The 17159-nt window shown below is 46.5% G+C and carries 15 protein-coding genes; 4 read left to right on the forward strand and 11 right to left on the reverse strand.

Annotated features, from left to right (window positions below):
• Positions 1-160: 160 nt before the first annotated feature.
• Positions 161-2164 (forward strand): acetoacetate--CoA ligase, encoded by a 2004-nt coding sequence (locus ATB74_RS01125; protein WP_061015926.1) that lies wholly within the window; start codon positions 161-163, stop codon positions 2162-2164.
• Between the two features lie 522 nt (positions 2165-2686).
• Positions 2687-3616, forward strand: coding sequence for a carbamate kinase (locus ATB74_RS01130; protein ID WP_061015927.1), 930 nt, complete (start codon positions 2687-2689; stop codon positions 3614-3616).
• A gap of 313 nt (positions 3617-3929) precedes the next feature.
• On the opposite strand, the gene maiA is transcribed toward ATB74_RS01130, so the two are convergent.
• From maiA to hppD, 4 genes are read right to left on the reverse strand one after another with little or no spacing between them, the layout of a single operon-like run.
• The gene (gene maiA, locus ATB74_RS01135) at positions 3930-4619 is read right to left on the reverse strand and encodes a maleylacetoacetate isomerase (RefSeq protein ID WP_061015929.1); all 690 of its coding nucleotides are present in this window, start codon (positions 4617-4619) and stop codon (positions 3930-3932) included.
• 53 nt (positions 4620-4672) lie between these two features.
• Positions 4673-5710, reverse strand: a complete 1038-nt coding sequence (locus ATB74_RS01140) for a fumarylacetoacetate hydrolase family protein (RefSeq protein ID WP_061015931.1) — start codon at positions 5708-5710, stop codon at positions 4673-4675.
• Between the two features lie 12 nt (positions 5711-5722).
• A complete protein-coding gene (locus ATB74_RS01145) occupies positions 5723-6853 on the reverse strand; it encodes a homogentisate 1,2-dioxygenase (RefSeq protein WP_061015933.1) in 1131 nt (376 codons plus the stop codon).
• The gene (gene hppD, locus ATB74_RS01150; RefSeq protein ID WP_061015936.1) at positions 6846-7919 is read right to left on the reverse strand and encodes a 4-hydroxyphenylpyruvate dioxygenase; all 1074 of its coding nucleotides are present in this window, start codon (positions 7917-7919) and stop codon (positions 6846-6848) included. Before hppD ends, ATB74_RS01145 begins: the two co-directional genes overlap by 8 nt.
• 83 nt (positions 7920-8002) lie before the next feature.
• On the opposite strand from hppD, the gene ATB74_RS24355 reads away from it, so the two are divergent.
• A complete protein-coding gene (locus ATB74_RS24355; protein WP_081090042.1) occupies positions 8003-8185 on the forward strand; it encodes a hypothetical protein in 183 nt (60 codons plus the stop codon).
• 94 nt (positions 8186-8279) lie between these two features.
• Here the strand turns inward: ATB74_RS24355 and ATB74_RS01155 are convergent, their stop codons facing one another.
• The 6 genes from ATB74_RS01155 to ATB74_RS01180 are packed head-to-tail and all read right to left on the reverse strand — an operon-like array spanning position 8280 to position 13656.
• A complete protein-coding gene (locus ATB74_RS01155) occupies positions 8280-8939 on the reverse strand; it encodes an HAD family hydrolase (RefSeq protein ID WP_061015938.1) in 660 nt (219 codons plus the stop codon).
• 1 nt (position 8940) lies between these two features.
• Positions 8941-9960, reverse strand: coding sequence for an ABC transporter ATP-binding protein (locus ATB74_RS01160; protein WP_061015940.1), 1020 nt, complete (start codon positions 9958-9960; stop codon positions 8941-8943).
• Positions 9960-10745 carry an ABC transporter permease gene (locus ATB74_RS01165; protein ID WP_004732591.1) on the reverse strand — a complete coding sequence of 262 codons (786 nt, stop codon included), beginning with the start codon at positions 10743-10745 and terminating at the stop codon, positions 9960-9962. The genes ATB74_RS01160 and ATB74_RS01165 overlap by 1 nt, the downstream gene beginning before the upstream one ends.
• Positions 10745-11638, reverse strand: coding sequence for an ABC transporter permease (locus ATB74_RS01170; protein WP_061015942.1), 894 nt, complete (start codon positions 11636-11638; stop codon positions 10745-10747). The genes ATB74_RS01165 and ATB74_RS01170 overlap by 1 nt, the downstream gene beginning before the upstream one ends.
• Positions 11635-12519 (reverse strand): alkaline phosphatase family protein, encoded by an 885-nt coding sequence (locus tag ATB74_RS01175; protein ID WP_061015944.1) that lies wholly within the window; start codon positions 12517-12519, stop codon positions 11635-11637. The genes ATB74_RS01170 and ATB74_RS01175 overlap by 4 nt, the downstream gene beginning before the upstream one ends.
• A 33-nt stretch (positions 12520-12552) precedes the next feature.
• Positions 12553-13656 (reverse strand): ABC transporter substrate-binding protein, encoded by a 1104-nt coding sequence (locus tag ATB74_RS01180; protein WP_061015945.1) that lies wholly within the window; start codon positions 13654-13656, stop codon positions 12553-12555.
• Positions 13657-13867: 211 nt separating this feature from the next.
• Here ATB74_RS01180 and ATB74_RS01185 point away from each other — a divergent pair, with 211 nt between their 5' ends.
• Positions 13868-14596, forward strand: coding sequence for a UTRA domain-containing protein (locus ATB74_RS01185; RefSeq protein WP_061015947.1), 729 nt, complete (start codon positions 13868-13870; stop codon positions 14594-14596).
• Between the two features lie 99 nt (positions 14597-14695).
• Here the strand turns inward: ATB74_RS01185 and ATB74_RS01190 are convergent, their stop codons facing one another.
• Positions 14696-17104: a hybrid sensor histidine kinase/response regulator gene (locus ATB74_RS01190; protein ID WP_061015949.1), complete on the reverse strand. Its 2409-nt coding sequence runs from the start codon at positions 17102-17104 to the stop codon at positions 14696-14698.
• Positions 17105-17159 lie beyond the last annotated feature (55 nt).

The raw sequence follows: 17159 nt of genomic DNA on the forward strand, positions 1-17159 counted from the left end.
CCACTCCTTATATCCGCCAATTTGCACGACTTTTCTAAATAGGCGCCCGTGTAACATTTTATTTACACAATTCCACCCCCCCCTTATTTGGCTGATCTTTTGACTTTGTAAAACCTAAATACCAGACTGAAATCGTTAACTTTTTGTTAAAGGTAAAGGAATGCACGAGAGCAATAAGCCAATTTGGCAACCTAGCGACCAGCGTATCGCACACGCCAACGTAACCCGATTTATGGATAACCTCGATCAGCAGGGCGTATTCGAGCGGAAATTGAAAAACTACACGGAGCTTCATCAATGGTCTGTGGGGCAGCCGGAGTCGTTTTGGCATAACGTGTGGCAGTTTTGTGGCATGGTGGGTTCGCAAGACTGTATTAACAGGGTAGAAAGCAAGCACATCAAAACTCAAGGTGAGAGCCGCTGGCAACAGCCGAAATCGAATCGAGATACAGTGTGGTTTCCGAATGCTCAACTTAACTACGCCGAAAACTTGCTGCATTCAGCAAAAACGTTGCCAAACGAGATTGCGATTTGGTTTGAGAATGAGCGTGGCGAACAGCAGAGTTATACATGGAAAGCCCTATGTGAAGCTGTCTCTTGCGCTCAACAATGGCTTGTCGATAGCGGCGTGAGGCAAGGTGATGTGGTTGCTGCTTATACGCCTTATCTTCCTCAAACCGTGATTGCAATGCTGGCGACCACTAGCTTAGGCGCGATTTGGACGTCAACCTCGCCTGATTTTGGCGTCGAGAGTGTGATTGAGCGATTTGGCCAAGTGAAACCCAAGGTGCTGTTCACCTGTGATGGCTACACCTTCAATGGCAAAATGTTCGATATGACGGACAAGAACCGTGAAATCATCGATCACTTAAACGAATTAAAGCAGGTGTGTCAGATCGGCTATTTAAAGAACAATGATTTTGAGCATGACGTGTCACTCCAAAGCTGGCACAGCATCATCAATCAGTATCAGCCAAAACCTCTTCGATTTACTCGTGTCGGCTTCAATGAACCACTGTTTGTGCTCTACTCTTCCGGCACAACGGGCAAGCCAAAATGTATTGTGCATTCTGTTGGTGGCACCATCATCAACCACCTAAAAGAGCATCAGCTTCATTGCGATATTAAACCGAGAGATCGCGTGTTCTACTACACCACTTGTGGTTGGATGATGTGGAACTGGCATGTCTCTGCACTCGCGAGCGGTGCCTGTTTGGTGATCTTTGATGGTAGCCCGGTTTATCCGCAACCCAATGTACAATGGGACTTGGCACAGCGCGCGAATGTGTCGCTGTTTGGTACCTCAGCCAAGTACCTAGAAGCGATTGAGAAGGCGGAACTCTCACCTATCGATAGTCACTCTCTGCCTCAATTAAGAACACTGTGCTCGACAGGCTCAGTGCTCTACCCAGAGCAGTTCGATTATGTCTACAAACACATCAAGCAAGACCTGCATTTGGCGTCCATTTCTGGTGGTACTGATATTTGTGGCTGCTTTGTATTAGGTAACCCTATCTCGCCTGTGTATCGCGGTGAGTGCCAACAGGCAGGGCTCGGGGTCGATATCAAGGTGTTCAATTCGTCTGGCCACAAGGTCAATCACGAACGCGGCGAACTGGTGTGTACGAATTCCCTACCCAATTTCCCTGTTGGCTTCTGGAATGACACAGGAGAGCGCTACCACAGCACTTATTGGGACAGGTTCGATAATGTGTGGCATCACGGTGACGAAGTCGCACAGAGCGCGCATGGCGGCTATCTATTCTATGGACGAGGCGACACCACACTCAACCCCGGAGGGGTAAGAATTGGGACTGCCGAGATCTATCAGCAAGTGAACACTATTGAGGGCGTTGTTGATTCCATCGCCGTTGGTAAATATGTCGACCGCAATGAGCAGATATGGCTGTTTGTTCAGTTGCAGCAAGGCGTAGCGTTAGATGACCAGTTGGTGACAACAATTAAGAACAAACTCAAGTCATCGTGCTCACCAAGGCATGTACCTAGCCAAATTTTTACTATCAGCGATGTGCCAAAGACACGTTCAGGAAAACTGGTGGAATTAGCGGTGAAACAGGTAGTAAATGGTAAGGATGTAGAAAACCTCGGAGCAATCGCTAACGCCGCAGTCTTAGAAGAGATAAAACGCGTTGTTCCGCTCTAGCATTGAGCCTTAGAAAGTGGCTAACTATCTCGAATTTTCACTTGGCTGTCAGATAATACCTGGAGTAAAGGCAGCCGATTGAAACCGAATCTAAACGACTATTTAAGCTCGTGAATCCTCGCCTCAGTATGGCCCCCTGCCTTTTCTAAAGCTCTTAATGCGATCTGTTCATCATATTTAAAACAAAAATAGAAAATTAATCATTTTATAGCCTGAGATAATATTCACTAAAGACGAATCATTTATACAAAAAAACAGTCCACCACTGGGTTGTATTCAAGCTTATGGATATTTAATCGAATTATAATAATTTCCGTTTACACAGGCCCATTTCTAGTGAAATGATAATTTGATAGCTATCACATTTAGAACGGTTATTTTCCCATACTATCTCGGCATGTTAATTACCTAAGAGTAATTAAAAACCTAGTCATTGTTATTAATAAGCTTGAATTTAATTATAAACAAGCGGTTAATCCCTACATAAAATAAAATCATTATTAAATGATCGGAGACATTATCATGCGCATAGTATTAGCTTTAGGCGGTAACGCTCTTTTAGCAAGAGGCCAAGCATTAACGGCTGAGAACCAACGTGAAAATATAATAAAATCAGCGGCGAGTATTGCCGCGATCGCACGCGAGCATGAGATTGTTATCGTTCATGGTAATGGCCCACAAGTAGGTTTATTGATGGAACAAAACGCAGCTTATAGCGAATACTCACCAGAGACGACCCCGTACCCAATGGATGTACTAGGCTCTCAAACCTGTGGCATGGTGGGCTACATGTTACAGCAAGAGCTCAGAAACATTGATCCTGAATTAGACGTAGCGACGCTAGTCACGCAAACTGAAGTATGCAAAAAAGACCCTGCGTTTGCTAACCCGACTAAATTTGTTGGCCCTGTATATACAGAGCAACGAGCTAAAGAGTTGATGGCTCAAAGCACAATGCAGTTTAAAGCTGATGGCGAATACTACCGTCGCGTTGTGCCTTCTCCTATGCCAAAAAACATTGTTGAAATTCAGCAAATTGAAACACTTCTAGATACAGAAAACCTTGTTATTGCTTGTGGCGGCGGCGGTGTTCCCGTGAGTATTGAACAGGGTAAGAGCACTGGCGTAGAGTGCGTAATTGACAAAGATCTTACGGCTGAATTACTGGCTGAAAAAATCCATGCCGACTTATTTATTATCTTAACCGATGGTTCGATTTTCCGTAACTATGGTAAAGAAGACCAAGCAGAAATGAAGCAAGCAACGCCTGCTGGTTTAGCTGAATTTTCATTCCCTGCTGGTTCTATGGGGCCAAAAATTGATGCCGTTTGTAAATTCGTTGAAGCTGGATTAGGTAATGCGGCGATTGGTTCATTATTTGATTTAGATAAAATAATTACCAATGAAGCTGGTACTCTGATTACGAAAGGCGAAGGTATTATTTATTATTAATGTTCTCGAATGAGAATCACCATCAATATAAAACCTTGGTTAAAGCCTCTTATTTAATAACGAGGCTTTTTTATTAGGTCATATTAGTGCTAAACGGGATAAATACTCATACACTTACTGAATTTAATCTATTTAATTAACATTATAAATACGAGTTTTGTTATTCATCTCTGGTAGTTATGAGTACTAAAAGAATAACTATCCAGACCTATATCTATTCACTCGTTGCTAATGTTTAATTTTGGAAACCGCTTCTGTCCAGAAACGGTTTTGGTAGCGCAAGGGCCGAGTATTGGCGTTTACATCAGTGAATCTACATGGGCTCATTCGCGTCCGCTTGATTCTCTGGCATCGCATCAATGAACGCAGGCAACTGGTTACACGCTGCAACAATCGAGTTAATCAGCGGATAAGGCGACATATCAAGGTCAAATCGCAAGGCATTGTAAACTTGCGGCACTAAGCAAATATCGACGATACAAGGCGAATCCGTGAGGCTATACACCGAGTCGCCGTGCGCTTGTCTGTGCTTCGCTAGTTTCTCTTCTAGAGCATGGAAACCTTGGCTCATCCAGTGATGAAGCCAATCCATTTTCTCCTCTTGCTCGCACGACAATTTTCTCTCCAAATACTGCAACACGCGCAGGTTATTCAGAGGGTGAATTTCCATCGCAATATCCTGAGCCATCGCCAACGCTTGATAGCGCAGTGGTGTTTGCTCAGGAATCAACAAGGTATCTGGGCTGCTCTCACACAAATAGGTTTCGTCCAAGTATTGCAAAATCGTCAGCGACTGATTGAGTTGAACGTCACCATCCACCAGCACAGGCACTAATTCACTGGCATTGAGCTCGCGATATTGTGGATCATGCTGCTCGCCGCCATTACGCACCAAATGCACCGATTTCGACTCATAGCTAAGTTGCTTTAGATTCAACCCAATACGCACTCGATAGGCTGCCGAAGAGCGCCAATAACCATAGAGTGTGATCTTCTTGTTCATAAAGAGCCCTTGTCCATACTATTCCTCTCTTCGCTTTACTCTTGTCGCTCTCACTAGCGTGGTCGATATTGACTGACTTTTTGGTCAATCGCGCCAAAGATCGAGTCACCATCGACATCGAACATCTCTAGACGAATCGAATCACCAAACGACATGAATTGAGTCGACGGCTTGCCATCACGAATCGTCTCTATCATTCGTACTTCAGCAATGCAGGAGTAGCCCACACCACCTTCCGCAATTGAGGTGCCGTGGTCAGTGCCTTGCTTATTCGATACCGTACCTGAACCGATGATTGCGCCAGCCGACAGTGGACGAGTCTTCGCTGCATGGACAATCAGCTCAGCGAAATTGAAGGTCATGTCCACACCTGCATTCGGGCAGCCAAAAGGCGTGTCGTTGTAGGTTGAAGTCAGTGGCAGGTGTACCTTACTGCCTTTCCACTGCTCACCTAGCTCGTCAGGTGTAACGGCAACCGGAGAGAACGCTGAAGAGGGTTTAGATTGGAAGAAGCCAAAGCCCTTGGCGAGCTCTGCCGGAATCAAACCACGCAGCGACACATCATTCACTAACATCAGCAGACGAATCGAATCATGCGCTTGCTTAGCACTGGCTTCCATCGGAACATCTCCGGTGACAACCGCAACTTCACCCTCGAAATCGATACCCCATTCGTCACTGGCAAATTCGATATTGTCACGTGGCCCGATAAAGGCGTCTGAGCCACCTTGATACATGAGCGGGTCAACCCAGAAGCTTTCTGGCATTTCAGCACCACGAGCCTTACGCACCAGCTCAACGTGGTTTACATACGCGCTGCCATCCGCCCATTGATAAGCGCGTGGCAGAGGTGATTCACAATATTGAGGCGAAAACACTTCACTGCCCGTCACATGGCCAGTGTTAAGCGAGTTGTATAGCTCCTCTAACTGAGGTGCAACACTGTCCCAGTTATCCAAAGCGACCTGCATGGTTGGCGCCAGATGCATCGCGTGGAAAATTTCCGTCGCTGGCACACACTGTTTGAGGTCTCTACTCACGACCATCAACAGACCGTCGCGAGTACCATTTTTCTTGGTTGCTAATTTCATCCTTGTTGCCCCTTACTTCTCTTGCCAACTGTAGACATATTCTTTGTTCTCAACGCTATCGAGTTCGTCAGAGAACTGCAGTGCGTGGCGAGTATCGATCATCACAGCCACTTCGTCGGTGAACTTTTTCTTATACGCTTGCCCAGCCTTAAAGGCTTTCGGGTGAGGCCCATGAGTGAAGCCCGCAGGGTGGAAAGTCACCATTCCCGCTTCAATATTGTCGCGACTGAAGAAATCCCCTGCGTGATAGAAAAGCACTTCATCATAATCATCATTGTTGTGATAGAACGGTACTTTCAGCGCACCGGGGTCGCTCTCAATCGGGCGCGGCACAAAGGTACACACAACAAAGCCTGCGCCAACAAAAGTGGTGTGTGCAGACGGTGGCAAGTGGTAGCGATGTGACATCAGCGGTCTGATATCGCGCCAGTTCACTTTCACTACAGCCAAATCCCCATGCCAACCAATCGCGTCTAAAGGATTGAACGGATAAGTGATCACACTGACTTTGTCGTGGCGTTTCACCTGAACTTGAGTTTTCTCTTCGGAGTACTGAGCGCGGAATTGCTCGTTGATCGAGGGGATTTCAAGAACCGCCGGATCAAACACCGCGTGATTGCCGACCATGCCCTTCTCTGGCAAGGAATAAGCCGCGTCGGTGTTCTCAATCATCAGGATGAACATTGGTTCGCTTGGCTCCAAGCGCCAATTGGTTGAGCGCGGGATCATCACGTAATCCCCTTCACTCACTTCTAAATGGCCATAGTCACAATAGAGATCAGCGCTGCCTTGGTGAATGAACAGTAGCTCATCGCCATCGGAGTTACGTACCAAGAAATCCATCTTCTCATCCATGCGCCATACGCGAATCTTGCAGTCCGCGTTATGCAAAAGATGAGGCACAGCCCAAGGAGTTATCTGGCTGGCTTTGTCCACCAGCGTAAAATCAAAAGCGCGAGGGCGTAAGTCGCCCTCCCACTCAGACCAACCTGTTGGGGCATGTTGGTGATGGAAGTGAGCGGCAGGGCCGAAGAAACCACTTCGACCCGCCTCTCGCTCATAGATTGCCTCTTCGGGGAAGTCGGCATGCGCTTGTTTAGAACACACCCCCTCCCGATGAGGAAACGAGATCCATTTATGCATCGTCTAATACTCCTCGACGAATCTGGTCCTCTTCAATCGATTCAAACAGCGCCTTGAAGTTGCCTTCGCCAAAACCTTCGTTGCCTTTACGCTGAATGATTTCAAAGAACACAGGCCCAATTACCGTCTGTGTGAAAATTTGCAGCAAGATGCCGTCTTTGGTCGGCGCGCCATCAATCAGAACACGCAGTTCGCGCAGCAGATCGGTGTCTTCACCGTGGCCCTTCACACGCTCGTCGACTTTCTCGTAATAGGTATCTGGAGTTGGCATAAAGTCCATACCGCGATCACGCAGGGTTTTCACCGTTTTGTAGATGTCATCGGTGGCGAGCGCGATGTGTTGGATGCCTTCACCGTTGTATTCGCGGATGAACTCTTCGATTTGTGATTTGTCGTCTGAAGACTCATTGATTGGGATGCGAATCTTGCCACATGGTGAGGTCATGGCGCGGCTCACAAGGCCTGTCAGCTTACCTTCGATATCGAAGTAACGAATCTCGCGGAAGTTACCAATGCGCTCATAAAACCCAGACCAAACATCCATATTGCCTTGCTTCACGTTGTGCGTGAGATGGTCGATTTCATACAAGCCAACATTGGCTTCGGCCATGCGCTGTTCCGCATCGTCATAGAATCGGAAATCGACGTCATAGATGCTCTGCTTGCCATAGCGATCCACAAAATAGAGCAGGCTTTCACCGATGCCGTAAATGGCAGGAATGCTCAGCTCCATCGGCCCTATTTCTGTTTTGTACTCTTCACCACCGCCCTTGAATGCTTGCTCCATGGCAGCGGTTGCTTCGTTGACACGAAAAGCCATGCCACACACCGATGGCCCATGCACCTTGGCGAACGCTGCCGCTTGGCTGTGTGGTTGTTCATTAACGATAAAGTTGATGTCACCTTGTCGATACAGCCAAGCCTCTTTTGAACGATGCTTGGCGATCTCAGCAAAACCAAGTGACACAAACAGCGCTTTAAGTTGCTCAATCCCCTTGTGGTCAACGGCCGTGTATTCAACAAACTCGAATCCATCCGTACCAAGCGGGTTGTATGTATCCACCATGAACTTTCTCCTTGTACCTATTGGTTTTGTATTACGTGGTTTTTGTCCTTAATTAAATTTGGCTCACAAGCCGACAGATTGGAATGCATGCAAGGAAATGGACAATCACGCTAAAAACCCGTCAAGTTGTAAAATATTTGTTACACACAAAACCTCACAACAACAAAGTGAGTGCTATCAAGGGATTGAAAGATGGTGGTTTGATTTACAGCAGAGCAAGAGATGTTATTGAATTGTTACATACATCCTTTTATCAGCTAAGGTGATAAATCAAACATTAGACTGATGATACAAAAAAGCCGCTGTAGTCAGCGGCTTGATGAATTCTAGAACGAACCTAATTCGAATATCAGAATCGCGTTAATCCCAGTTGAGAATCGACCAGTTCGGTTGATCGGCTAACGCTTTCAAACGCGGGCATGGGTTTACTAGGTAAGCAAAATCAGCGTGCTCACACAAAGGTAAGTCGTTGATTGAGTCCGTATAAAAGTGAATGTCTGAGTAGTTGGTTTCTTGATTGTCTAACCACTCTTTTAAACGCGTCACTTTACCTTCTCGATAGCTTGGCACACCTGATATTTGAGACGTGAAACGGCCGTCATTTTCGACCAAATCAATTCCGAGTGCGTTCACGATACCAATCTTGCGTCCCACAGCTTCTACTAGAAAAGTGACGCTCGCCGAGATGATCAACATGTCGATATCATCATTCTCAAGCTGCTCAATCAAAGGTTTCGACTGCTTGAACTGTTTAGGCAAAATATGCTGTTCAACACACTCTTCCACCAAGGCAGTCACTTGCTCTGTTGGCATATCGGCTAACGGCTGCATGGAAAACGTGAGGTAATCTTCCATGTTCAGTTTTCCTTCCGAATACAGGCCCATTAAGCGCTTATCTTCTTCAATAAAGTTGGGCGCAGTGGCAATGCCCTTTTCAACCAAGAACTCATTCCAGAGCATCGCTGCATCAGCATTGATCAGCGTTTCATCCATATCAAATACGTACAAAGGTTTGAACATCTTAGGCTCTCACAGGTTGAATTTCGTTAAGGTTAAACAGGAGTTCAAGTTGGCTGCCGTTTGCCAACAGTCGCTCAGAGGAACGGTTAAGTAAATCGACCGTTAATTCACATTCATCGACATCCACTTGGTAGCGAATCACGTTACCCAGCAGCTGGTGGTTACGAATGGTGCCCGTTTTCGGCGCGGAGATATGTTCGCCATATTGTCGGCCTTGTTCTTTAACGTAGATAGATTCAGGGCGAATCGCCACTTTCCATTCGGTTTCAATATTAAACAGTTGTTTAGCCTTGTTCGCTTGCACCAGATTGTAGTGCCCCATGAAGCCAGCAACAAACTCATTGGCAGGTTGAGTGTAGATCTCTTCGGGTGTGCCTGCTTGTACGATCTCACCTTTATTCATCAAGAAGATGCGGTCAGACATGATCATCGCCTCTTCTTGATCGTGGGTCACGAAGATCGTGGTCAGGTTCATCTCTTTTTGAATATCTCGGATCTGTTGGCGTAGATGTTTACGGATCTTGGCATCCAGCGCTGAAAGTGGTTCATCGAGCAATAGAATACGCGGCTTGACCACCAAGGCTCTTGCCAAGGCAACACGCTGACGCTGACCTCCCGAAAGCTGATGCGGGTAGAACTTCTCTTTGCCCGTTAAGTCCACCAGCCCAATCACTTTCGCGACTTCACGTTTAATCTCGTCAACAGCAAGCTTTTTCATCTTGAGGCCAAACGCAATGTTGCCTTCAACCGTCATGTTCGGGAACAGCGCATAAGATTGAAACACCATGCCGATGCCACGCTGTTGCGGCACTTGGTGAGTAATCTCTTCGCCGTTAACCCAGATCTCGCCGCCATCAACAGGATTCAGGCCTGCCAAGCTGCGCAGTAGAGTCGATTTACCACAGCCGCTCGGGCCAAGCAGAGTAATGAATTCGCCCTTCTCGATTGAAAATTCAATGTCTTCAAACACTGTATTGTCACCAAAGCTCTTGCTGAGGTTTTTCGCATTTACATAGCTCATTATTTTGTTCCCTGGCTGAAACGACTTGCCAACCAAGTCAGTAAGAAAATAAACAGGAAGTACGTCATCACAAGGGCTGACGTGAAGTGGCCACTGGTTTGACGCATGTTGTATAGGTAGATTTGCAGCGTCTCGTAACGTGTACCCACCAAGATATTGGCAAACACGAACTCGCCCAATAGGAACGAGAACGACAAGAACAGAGACGCCATTAAGCCTTTCTTAAGGTTTGGCAGAATAATCAACAAGAACGCCTTGGTGGTGCTTGCGCCAAGCAGGTGAGCAGCGTCCATCAAGTCGTGCAGGTTGATCGCTTCAAAGCTGTTGGCAATCGCGCGGTACATGAATGGCAGCGCAATGGTGAAGTAAGTACCAATCAAAATCCACGGCGTGCCTATCAGTGAGATCTCGCTGTCTGCATACAATTGAAGCAAGCCAACCGATGACACTACTGGCGGTACTGCGAACGGCAATAAGATGAGGATATTCATCACCTTGTCGAGCTTCGGGAAATAGTAAAACACCACGAAAATCGCAGGTAAAACCAACACCACACTCAATGACAGCGCAGCCACACAGATAAACAGTGAACGACCAAAAGCTTGTAAGAAGCGAGGATCCGTCAGCAGGTTGATGTACCAATCTAACGTGAAGCCATCCGGCAGGATCGTTGCGCCCCAACGAGAAGAGATCGAGTAGATAAAAGTCGCCAAGATCGGGATCATCATGATGCCGACAATCGAATAGACAACCGTTTTATGAAAGCGAGTATTTACGGTGTTCATTACTTTCTCTTCCCTGCGTAGCTTTTGCTGATCAGCCATTGGTTAATCACGGTGATGAAGGCCAGCATCGCCATCAGAATCACAGAAATTGCAGCGGCTAGGTTTGGCTCTAAGAACAAGTCGCCCGATACCAAGCTCGCGATTCGAATTGTAATCACGTTGTAGTTACCCGAGGTCAACGCATACACGCTCGCATAGGCGCCAATCGCATTGGCAATCAAGATGATGAAGGTGCCAAATAAGGCCGGAGACAGCACAGGCAGCGCAACTTTGGTCCAGTATTGCCAAGTTTTCGCGCCAAGCAGTGCTGAGGCAGCTTGCCAGTCGTCACTTAAGGCATCAAACGCTGGATACAGTAATAGAACCGCTAATGGGATCTGAAAGTAGATGTAAATCGCCAGCAAGCCCCACTTACCGTACAAGTCGAAGTCCCCCAGCAATCCATACTGCTTGAGCAATAAGGTGATCGCGCCGTTAGTGCCTAAGATAATGATGAAGGCGAACGACAGAGGCACACCAGAGAAGTTGCTGCTCATGTTAGTGAAGGCAATCACCGCATCACGGATTTTAGAATCAACTCGGCGCAATGAAGAGACCAACAGAGTCGCAATCGCCAAGCCAACAATGCTCGACCAAATAGACAACCATAAACTGTTGCCAAAGGCCTGCATCATGAAAGCAGAGTCGAATATTTCAGAATAGTTTTCTAAGGAAAGCTCATCGTCGTAGAAGAAGCTGTTGATCAGCACCCAAACCATAGGTGCCAGCTGGAACAGATAGAAAAACAGGGCGAAAGGCGCAAGCCACAAAGCGGGCTTGAAGCGTTTGAACCAAGATTTGGTTTGAGGTTTAAGCGCAGAACCATCGCTCTGCGTGATTACAGAACTGTTCATAGGGCCAACAATTCCTGAGTGTAAGATTTATCGTGTTCAAGGTTGAGTAGCTGACACACACTGCCGCAAATATCAGTCTGTTTCACTGAACAGGCTTGGTGTGTGAACTTATCGCCAATCACAAAGAATGGCACTTCACGCTCTTCAGGCAGAATGCCACCGTGAGACAAGTCATTGTTCATGCCGTGGTCACTGGTGATGATCACCTGATAACCATCGTCAACCCATTTCTCAAGGTAGTTCGATAGGTAGATATCCGCGCCACGTGCACTATTGCGGTATTGGCGAGAGTCCAACCCGTGCTTGTGACCCATGTCGTCAATGTTCATTGGGTGAATCAGTAAGAAGTCCGGCTGGTGAGTCACGCGCAGGTGCTCGGCATCCAAGAACAAGGCTTCATCTGGGTAGTGATCCCAGTGATAGAAACAGCCATGTTGAATGTTCATGGTCTCATCGTTGGTAAAGCGGTCACGCACAGCATCAAATGGCGCTCGGTTATACAACTCGCTCACCCAATGATAGGCCGCTGCAGCCGTCACTTTACCTTGCGATTTAGCCAAGCTAAAGATCGACTCGTGATTCGATAAGCGCACGATTTGGTTGTTAACGATGCCGCTCTCGACAGGGCGAACTCCCGTTAAAATGCACTCATACAGTGGGCGTGACATGGACGGCAGTTCACACTGCATTGGGTAAAGTGTGGCGCGCAGCTTGTTTTTTTGCGTGCTTATGATTTGCGAAGTGCCCTGTTTTTCATGCAAGTCGCCTTGCTTATCATGCAAATCACTCAGTTCTAGTAGACCGTTCAAGTAGCCCATGCAATCACGGGCTACCTGATAATTCAGTCCATCTAGAACAACAAGGATAACCTTATTGCTCATGGTCTATTCTCTGTTGCTTGTTTTGAATATGGATTACTGCTGGTGAATCAAGACGCTTTCTTGCCATTGGCGCGGCAGACGACGTGCTGATTTTTCCCATGCTGAGAAGTCAGTGACGGGATGAACGTTGCTGTATTGCTCGTTCGAGATCAGCTTGTCTTGTACTGATTGAGGTAGCGTCACGTTGCTACGGATTGGGCGCGCGTAACCTTCTGCTAGGTTGATCTGGCCTTGGTCGCTGAAGATGTATTCACGAGCTAACTTCGCCGCATTCGGATTTTTCGCGTATTTATTGATGATGGTGGTGTAACCAGAGATCACTGAACCATCTTGTGGAATATTTACAGTAAAGCGCTCACGGTCAATCTTGTCACGGTAGTTCAGTGCATTGAAATCCCACATGATCGCTACTTCCACTTCACCTTTTTCAAGGTTCGCGATGCTTGGATCGGTGTAAGACAGACGACCTTGCTTCGCTAGCTCACCAAAGAATTTAATCGCAGGCTTTAGGTTCGACTCGTCACCGCCGTTAGCAAATGCAGCCGCGAGAATCGCGTTGTTTGCTTGCGCTGCTACGCCTACGTCACCAACAGTAACTTTGTAGTCGCCTTCTAGTAGGTCACTCCAAGATTTTGGTGCATCTTCAACAAGATTGTTGTTTGAGATGAACGAGATAGTGCCTGTGTAAGCCAGAGCCCAGTGACCATCTTTGTCTTTCGCCCAGTCTGGAATGTCATTCCAAGTCGTTGGCTTGTATGGCTGAGTCACGTCTTTCTTCACCGCAACACGTGCAAAGGCGAAACCAACGTCACCGATATCTGCGGTTGCGTTTCTTTTCTCTGCTTCAAATTTCGAGATCTCTTGTGCCGAGCTCATGTCTGTATCTTGATGCTTCAAACCGTAGTTCGCTTTCAGATCAGCCCATGTGCCTTTCCAGTTTGCCCAACTGTCTGGCATGCCCACACTGTAAACCGCGCCCTCTTTTTGAGCAGCTTCAATCAGTGATTCAAGATCGGCATCCTTCGCCATCGCTGGCATTGAAAGTGTTGCCGTTATTAGCGTTGCGCCGATTAATCTTGCAGGTGAACCAATAAGTTTGGCTGGCGATACAGTTGAACGGCTAAGCAAAGTTTTCATTGTCTCTATCCCTCTGGACTAGGTCAGTAAGTTCGTTTTGTATGCTATCGCCAGAATATGACGCTTTCGCGCAACTTATTTGACAGTTAGGGTGCATTTTCGTGGCAGTTATATTTCACTCATATGACAGTAAGCCTTTGTTTACTGTCACATTCCTGTTAACTCCATGGTTTACCTTATTGAGCACACGAACTTATGGACTAGATCAGTAATGAGAACATTGGCAACAGGGCAATCAGGGACACAGCTAGGTAGAATTAAGGCGAGCATCAGAGAACAACTTCAATCAGGTATCTTCACCGAGGGACAAAAACTGCCATCCGAACGAGAGCTCAGCGAACTGTTTTCCACCACACGAATCACACTCAAAGATGCATTGGTGTCGTTAGAAACCGAAGGTCTGATATACCGAGAGGAGCGCCGAGGCTGGTATGTGTCACCCGAACGTATCCGCTACAACCCATTGTCTCGTTCTCACTTTCATCAAATGATTCGCGAACAAGATCGCATCGCAGAAACACGACTGCTGAGCACTCGCACAGAGATGGCATCAGGCGATTACGCCAGAGCATTAGAGATAGAACAGATAACGCCAATACACGTGTTCGAGCGATTACGCTTTATTGATGGCAGAGCGGTACTGTTCGTTGAAAACGTATTAAAAGCGTCCCTATTTGAAAAAATATTGTCGGAAAACCTCACCATGTCACTAACAGGTATTTATAGAGAGAAGTATGGCTATGAGACCAAACATTCGCGCTTTGATGTGATTCCCACTTCCGCTCCTGCGCATGTCGCTAAGGCGTTAAACCTAGCTGAAGGTCAGCCAGTGCTGAAGATCTGCCGTGTAAACTACAAACAAGATGGCGAGCTAATGGACTGTGAATTGGAATACTGGCGACCTGACTCAGTAGTGATCCACATCGATAGCATTGGCTAGTGCCGCATCCGTTGAGATGGGTAACCCCACATATACAAAAACTCCGACTGATTAGGTCGGAGTTTTGGGTTTTAACGATGAGATTTAATGGCGCGCGGACTAAACAATCTTCTGCTCACTGTCGCCTGTAAGCTCGCTCTTATCAGGCAAAAAACTCGCGACAATCTCTCTCAGTTTGCCTTGGTTCACGGGTTTAGGTAAAAACTCATCCATCCCCACATCAAAACATAAGTGCTTATCTCTCTGCACTACATTGGCTGTTAGCGCCACGATAGGAATATGTTTCGACGTCCCTTCTTCGAGTGCTCTAATCTGTTTCGTCGCTTCAAAGCCATCAAGAACCGGCATCTGACAATCCATAAATATCATCACATATTCATTGTATTTGAACTTATCGACTCCAACTTTACCATTGTCTGCAATGTCGACTTCAAACCCGAGCTTCTTGAGCATCATCTTGGCAACTTGTTGATTAACTCTTGAGTCTTCAACGACCAATACCTTACCACTAAATAACGCAGTGACAGCCGTAGGTTTTGGCTCTTCTTTGATTGGAGATTGTTTATCTGCTTGTGTGGTTTTCACAGAGACCGTCGGTTTAGTTGACGACACAGGTTCATTATCTTTGAACGCAACTTCACCTCTGTTTGAATAGGTAAAGGTTGAGGTATCTGCCGCTCTTGCTAACACCTCGCTGATGGTCCATTTAAGTTGGTTGTCTTGATAAGGGCGGGCAATGTAGGCAATAAAACCCACCTGTTTAGCACGTGCTTCATCTTGTTTTCGTGGGTCGGCAGAGATCATCACTAACTTTGGACATTCGCTACCAAAGCGTTCGACTAAGCTTCTTGCCAGTTGAAAGCCATCAACGGACGGCATCACTTTGTCAATCAGCACGAGATCATAGGGTGATGACTTAGCCACAGACTCCGAAACCAACTCTAACGCTTGGGTAGCCGTTTCACAGCACTCAGACTTAACCCCGAAGGATTGAAGCTGTGTAGACGTTATACGCATGTTCAGCTGGCTATCATCCACTAGCAAAACCGAAACCTTAGTGAAATCGATATTGCTTTCGTCGGCTTCTAAACACGGGTCAAAGTCAGCCGTAAAATAGAATGTACTGCCCTGACCTTCAACACTGGTGAGTTCAAGCTTACTGCCCATCAATGTCACTATCTTCTCGCATATTGTTAGACCAAGCCCTGTGCCTCCGTAAATACGCGTGGTACTGCCGTCGGCTTGTTGAAACTTATCAAATACAGATTTCTGTTTGTCTTCTGCGATGCCGATACCACTATCGGCAACCTCAAACTTCACTCTGAGTTTTTGCTCAGGCTCAACCACTTCTTCCAAACGAAGCGAGAGCGTGACATGACCATGCTCAGTAAATTTAATTGCGTTGCCGACTAGGTTATTCAGGACTTGTCTTAACTGGGTTCCATCGCCAATCACCATGGTTGGGATCTTAGGATCAATCGCTAGCTGGAACCTAAGCCCTTTCTGTTCGGCTTTGACTCTGAAGGTCGACTCTACATCGGCAGCAATTCCCATCATTTTCATCGGTTCTTGCTGAAGTTCTAAACGACCCGCTTCAATTTTCGAATAATCCAAGATGTCGTTGATAAGGTCTAGAAGAGTTAACGAAGAGGTATTGAGCATGTTGACGTACTCTTTTTGCTCTTTCGGCATATCCATTTCAGAAAGCAGAGACGACAGCCCGATAATCCCATTCATAGGTGTGCGGATCTCATGGCTCATGTTAGCCAAGAATTCACTCTTGTTACGGTTAGCAACTTCAGCCGTCTCTTTGGCTTTAATCAACTCTTGATACTGTTGACGAATACGTTCAACAGACTGATTATAGCTACTCTCTAATGTCGAGATCTCGTCGCTATAAGTAGATTCGGTTGGTGTTATGAAGCGCGGTTTATTGTCCTCAACCTGTTGCTGGTTGATCTGAGAAGACATGGTCATTAAGCGTTTTACGACCAGGCGATACACTATGGTTAAACAAACCAGAGACAACAAGAAGATTTTAACGGCTTCGAAGGCGAGTAGTAATAGTACGCGTTCTTCAAAGTCATTGAGGATCATGCTCAAATCAGATTGCACCGTGAGCGTCGCCAATGGGAAATCTGTCCCCGCCATTTGGTGCACCATTTCCCAAGACTGAGAATAAGACTGACCTTCAGTCTTTTTACCTAATTCTAGAATTTTTTCATCAGGGCTTTCGATAAGAAGATAGCTAACTGAGGGGAGGCGAGAGATGCCTTCAGCTTGCACAAGCAACTGCTCTCGATCTTCAACCCACAAACTCGCTGTTAAGCCAGAAAGATAGCCAGCCTTAACCTGTTCGATCTGAGAACTAATAAAAGAAACTCGACTTTGGTACTCTACATACAACCCTAGACCTGTCACTATAACTGTGAATAAGGTACTAATTGCTATGATAGTCCCGATCAACTGTCGGGAGAGTCCAATATAGCGTTTTCCTTTTTTCACCATACACAAATTACCATTATTGTTATCCTAGCAAACTACAATTACTCAACTAGTATAA

The organism is Vibrio splendidus (assembly GCF_001557875.1).
GTDB lineage: Bacteria > Pseudomonadota > Gammaproteobacteria > Enterobacterales > Vibrionaceae > Vibrio > Vibrio splendidus_F.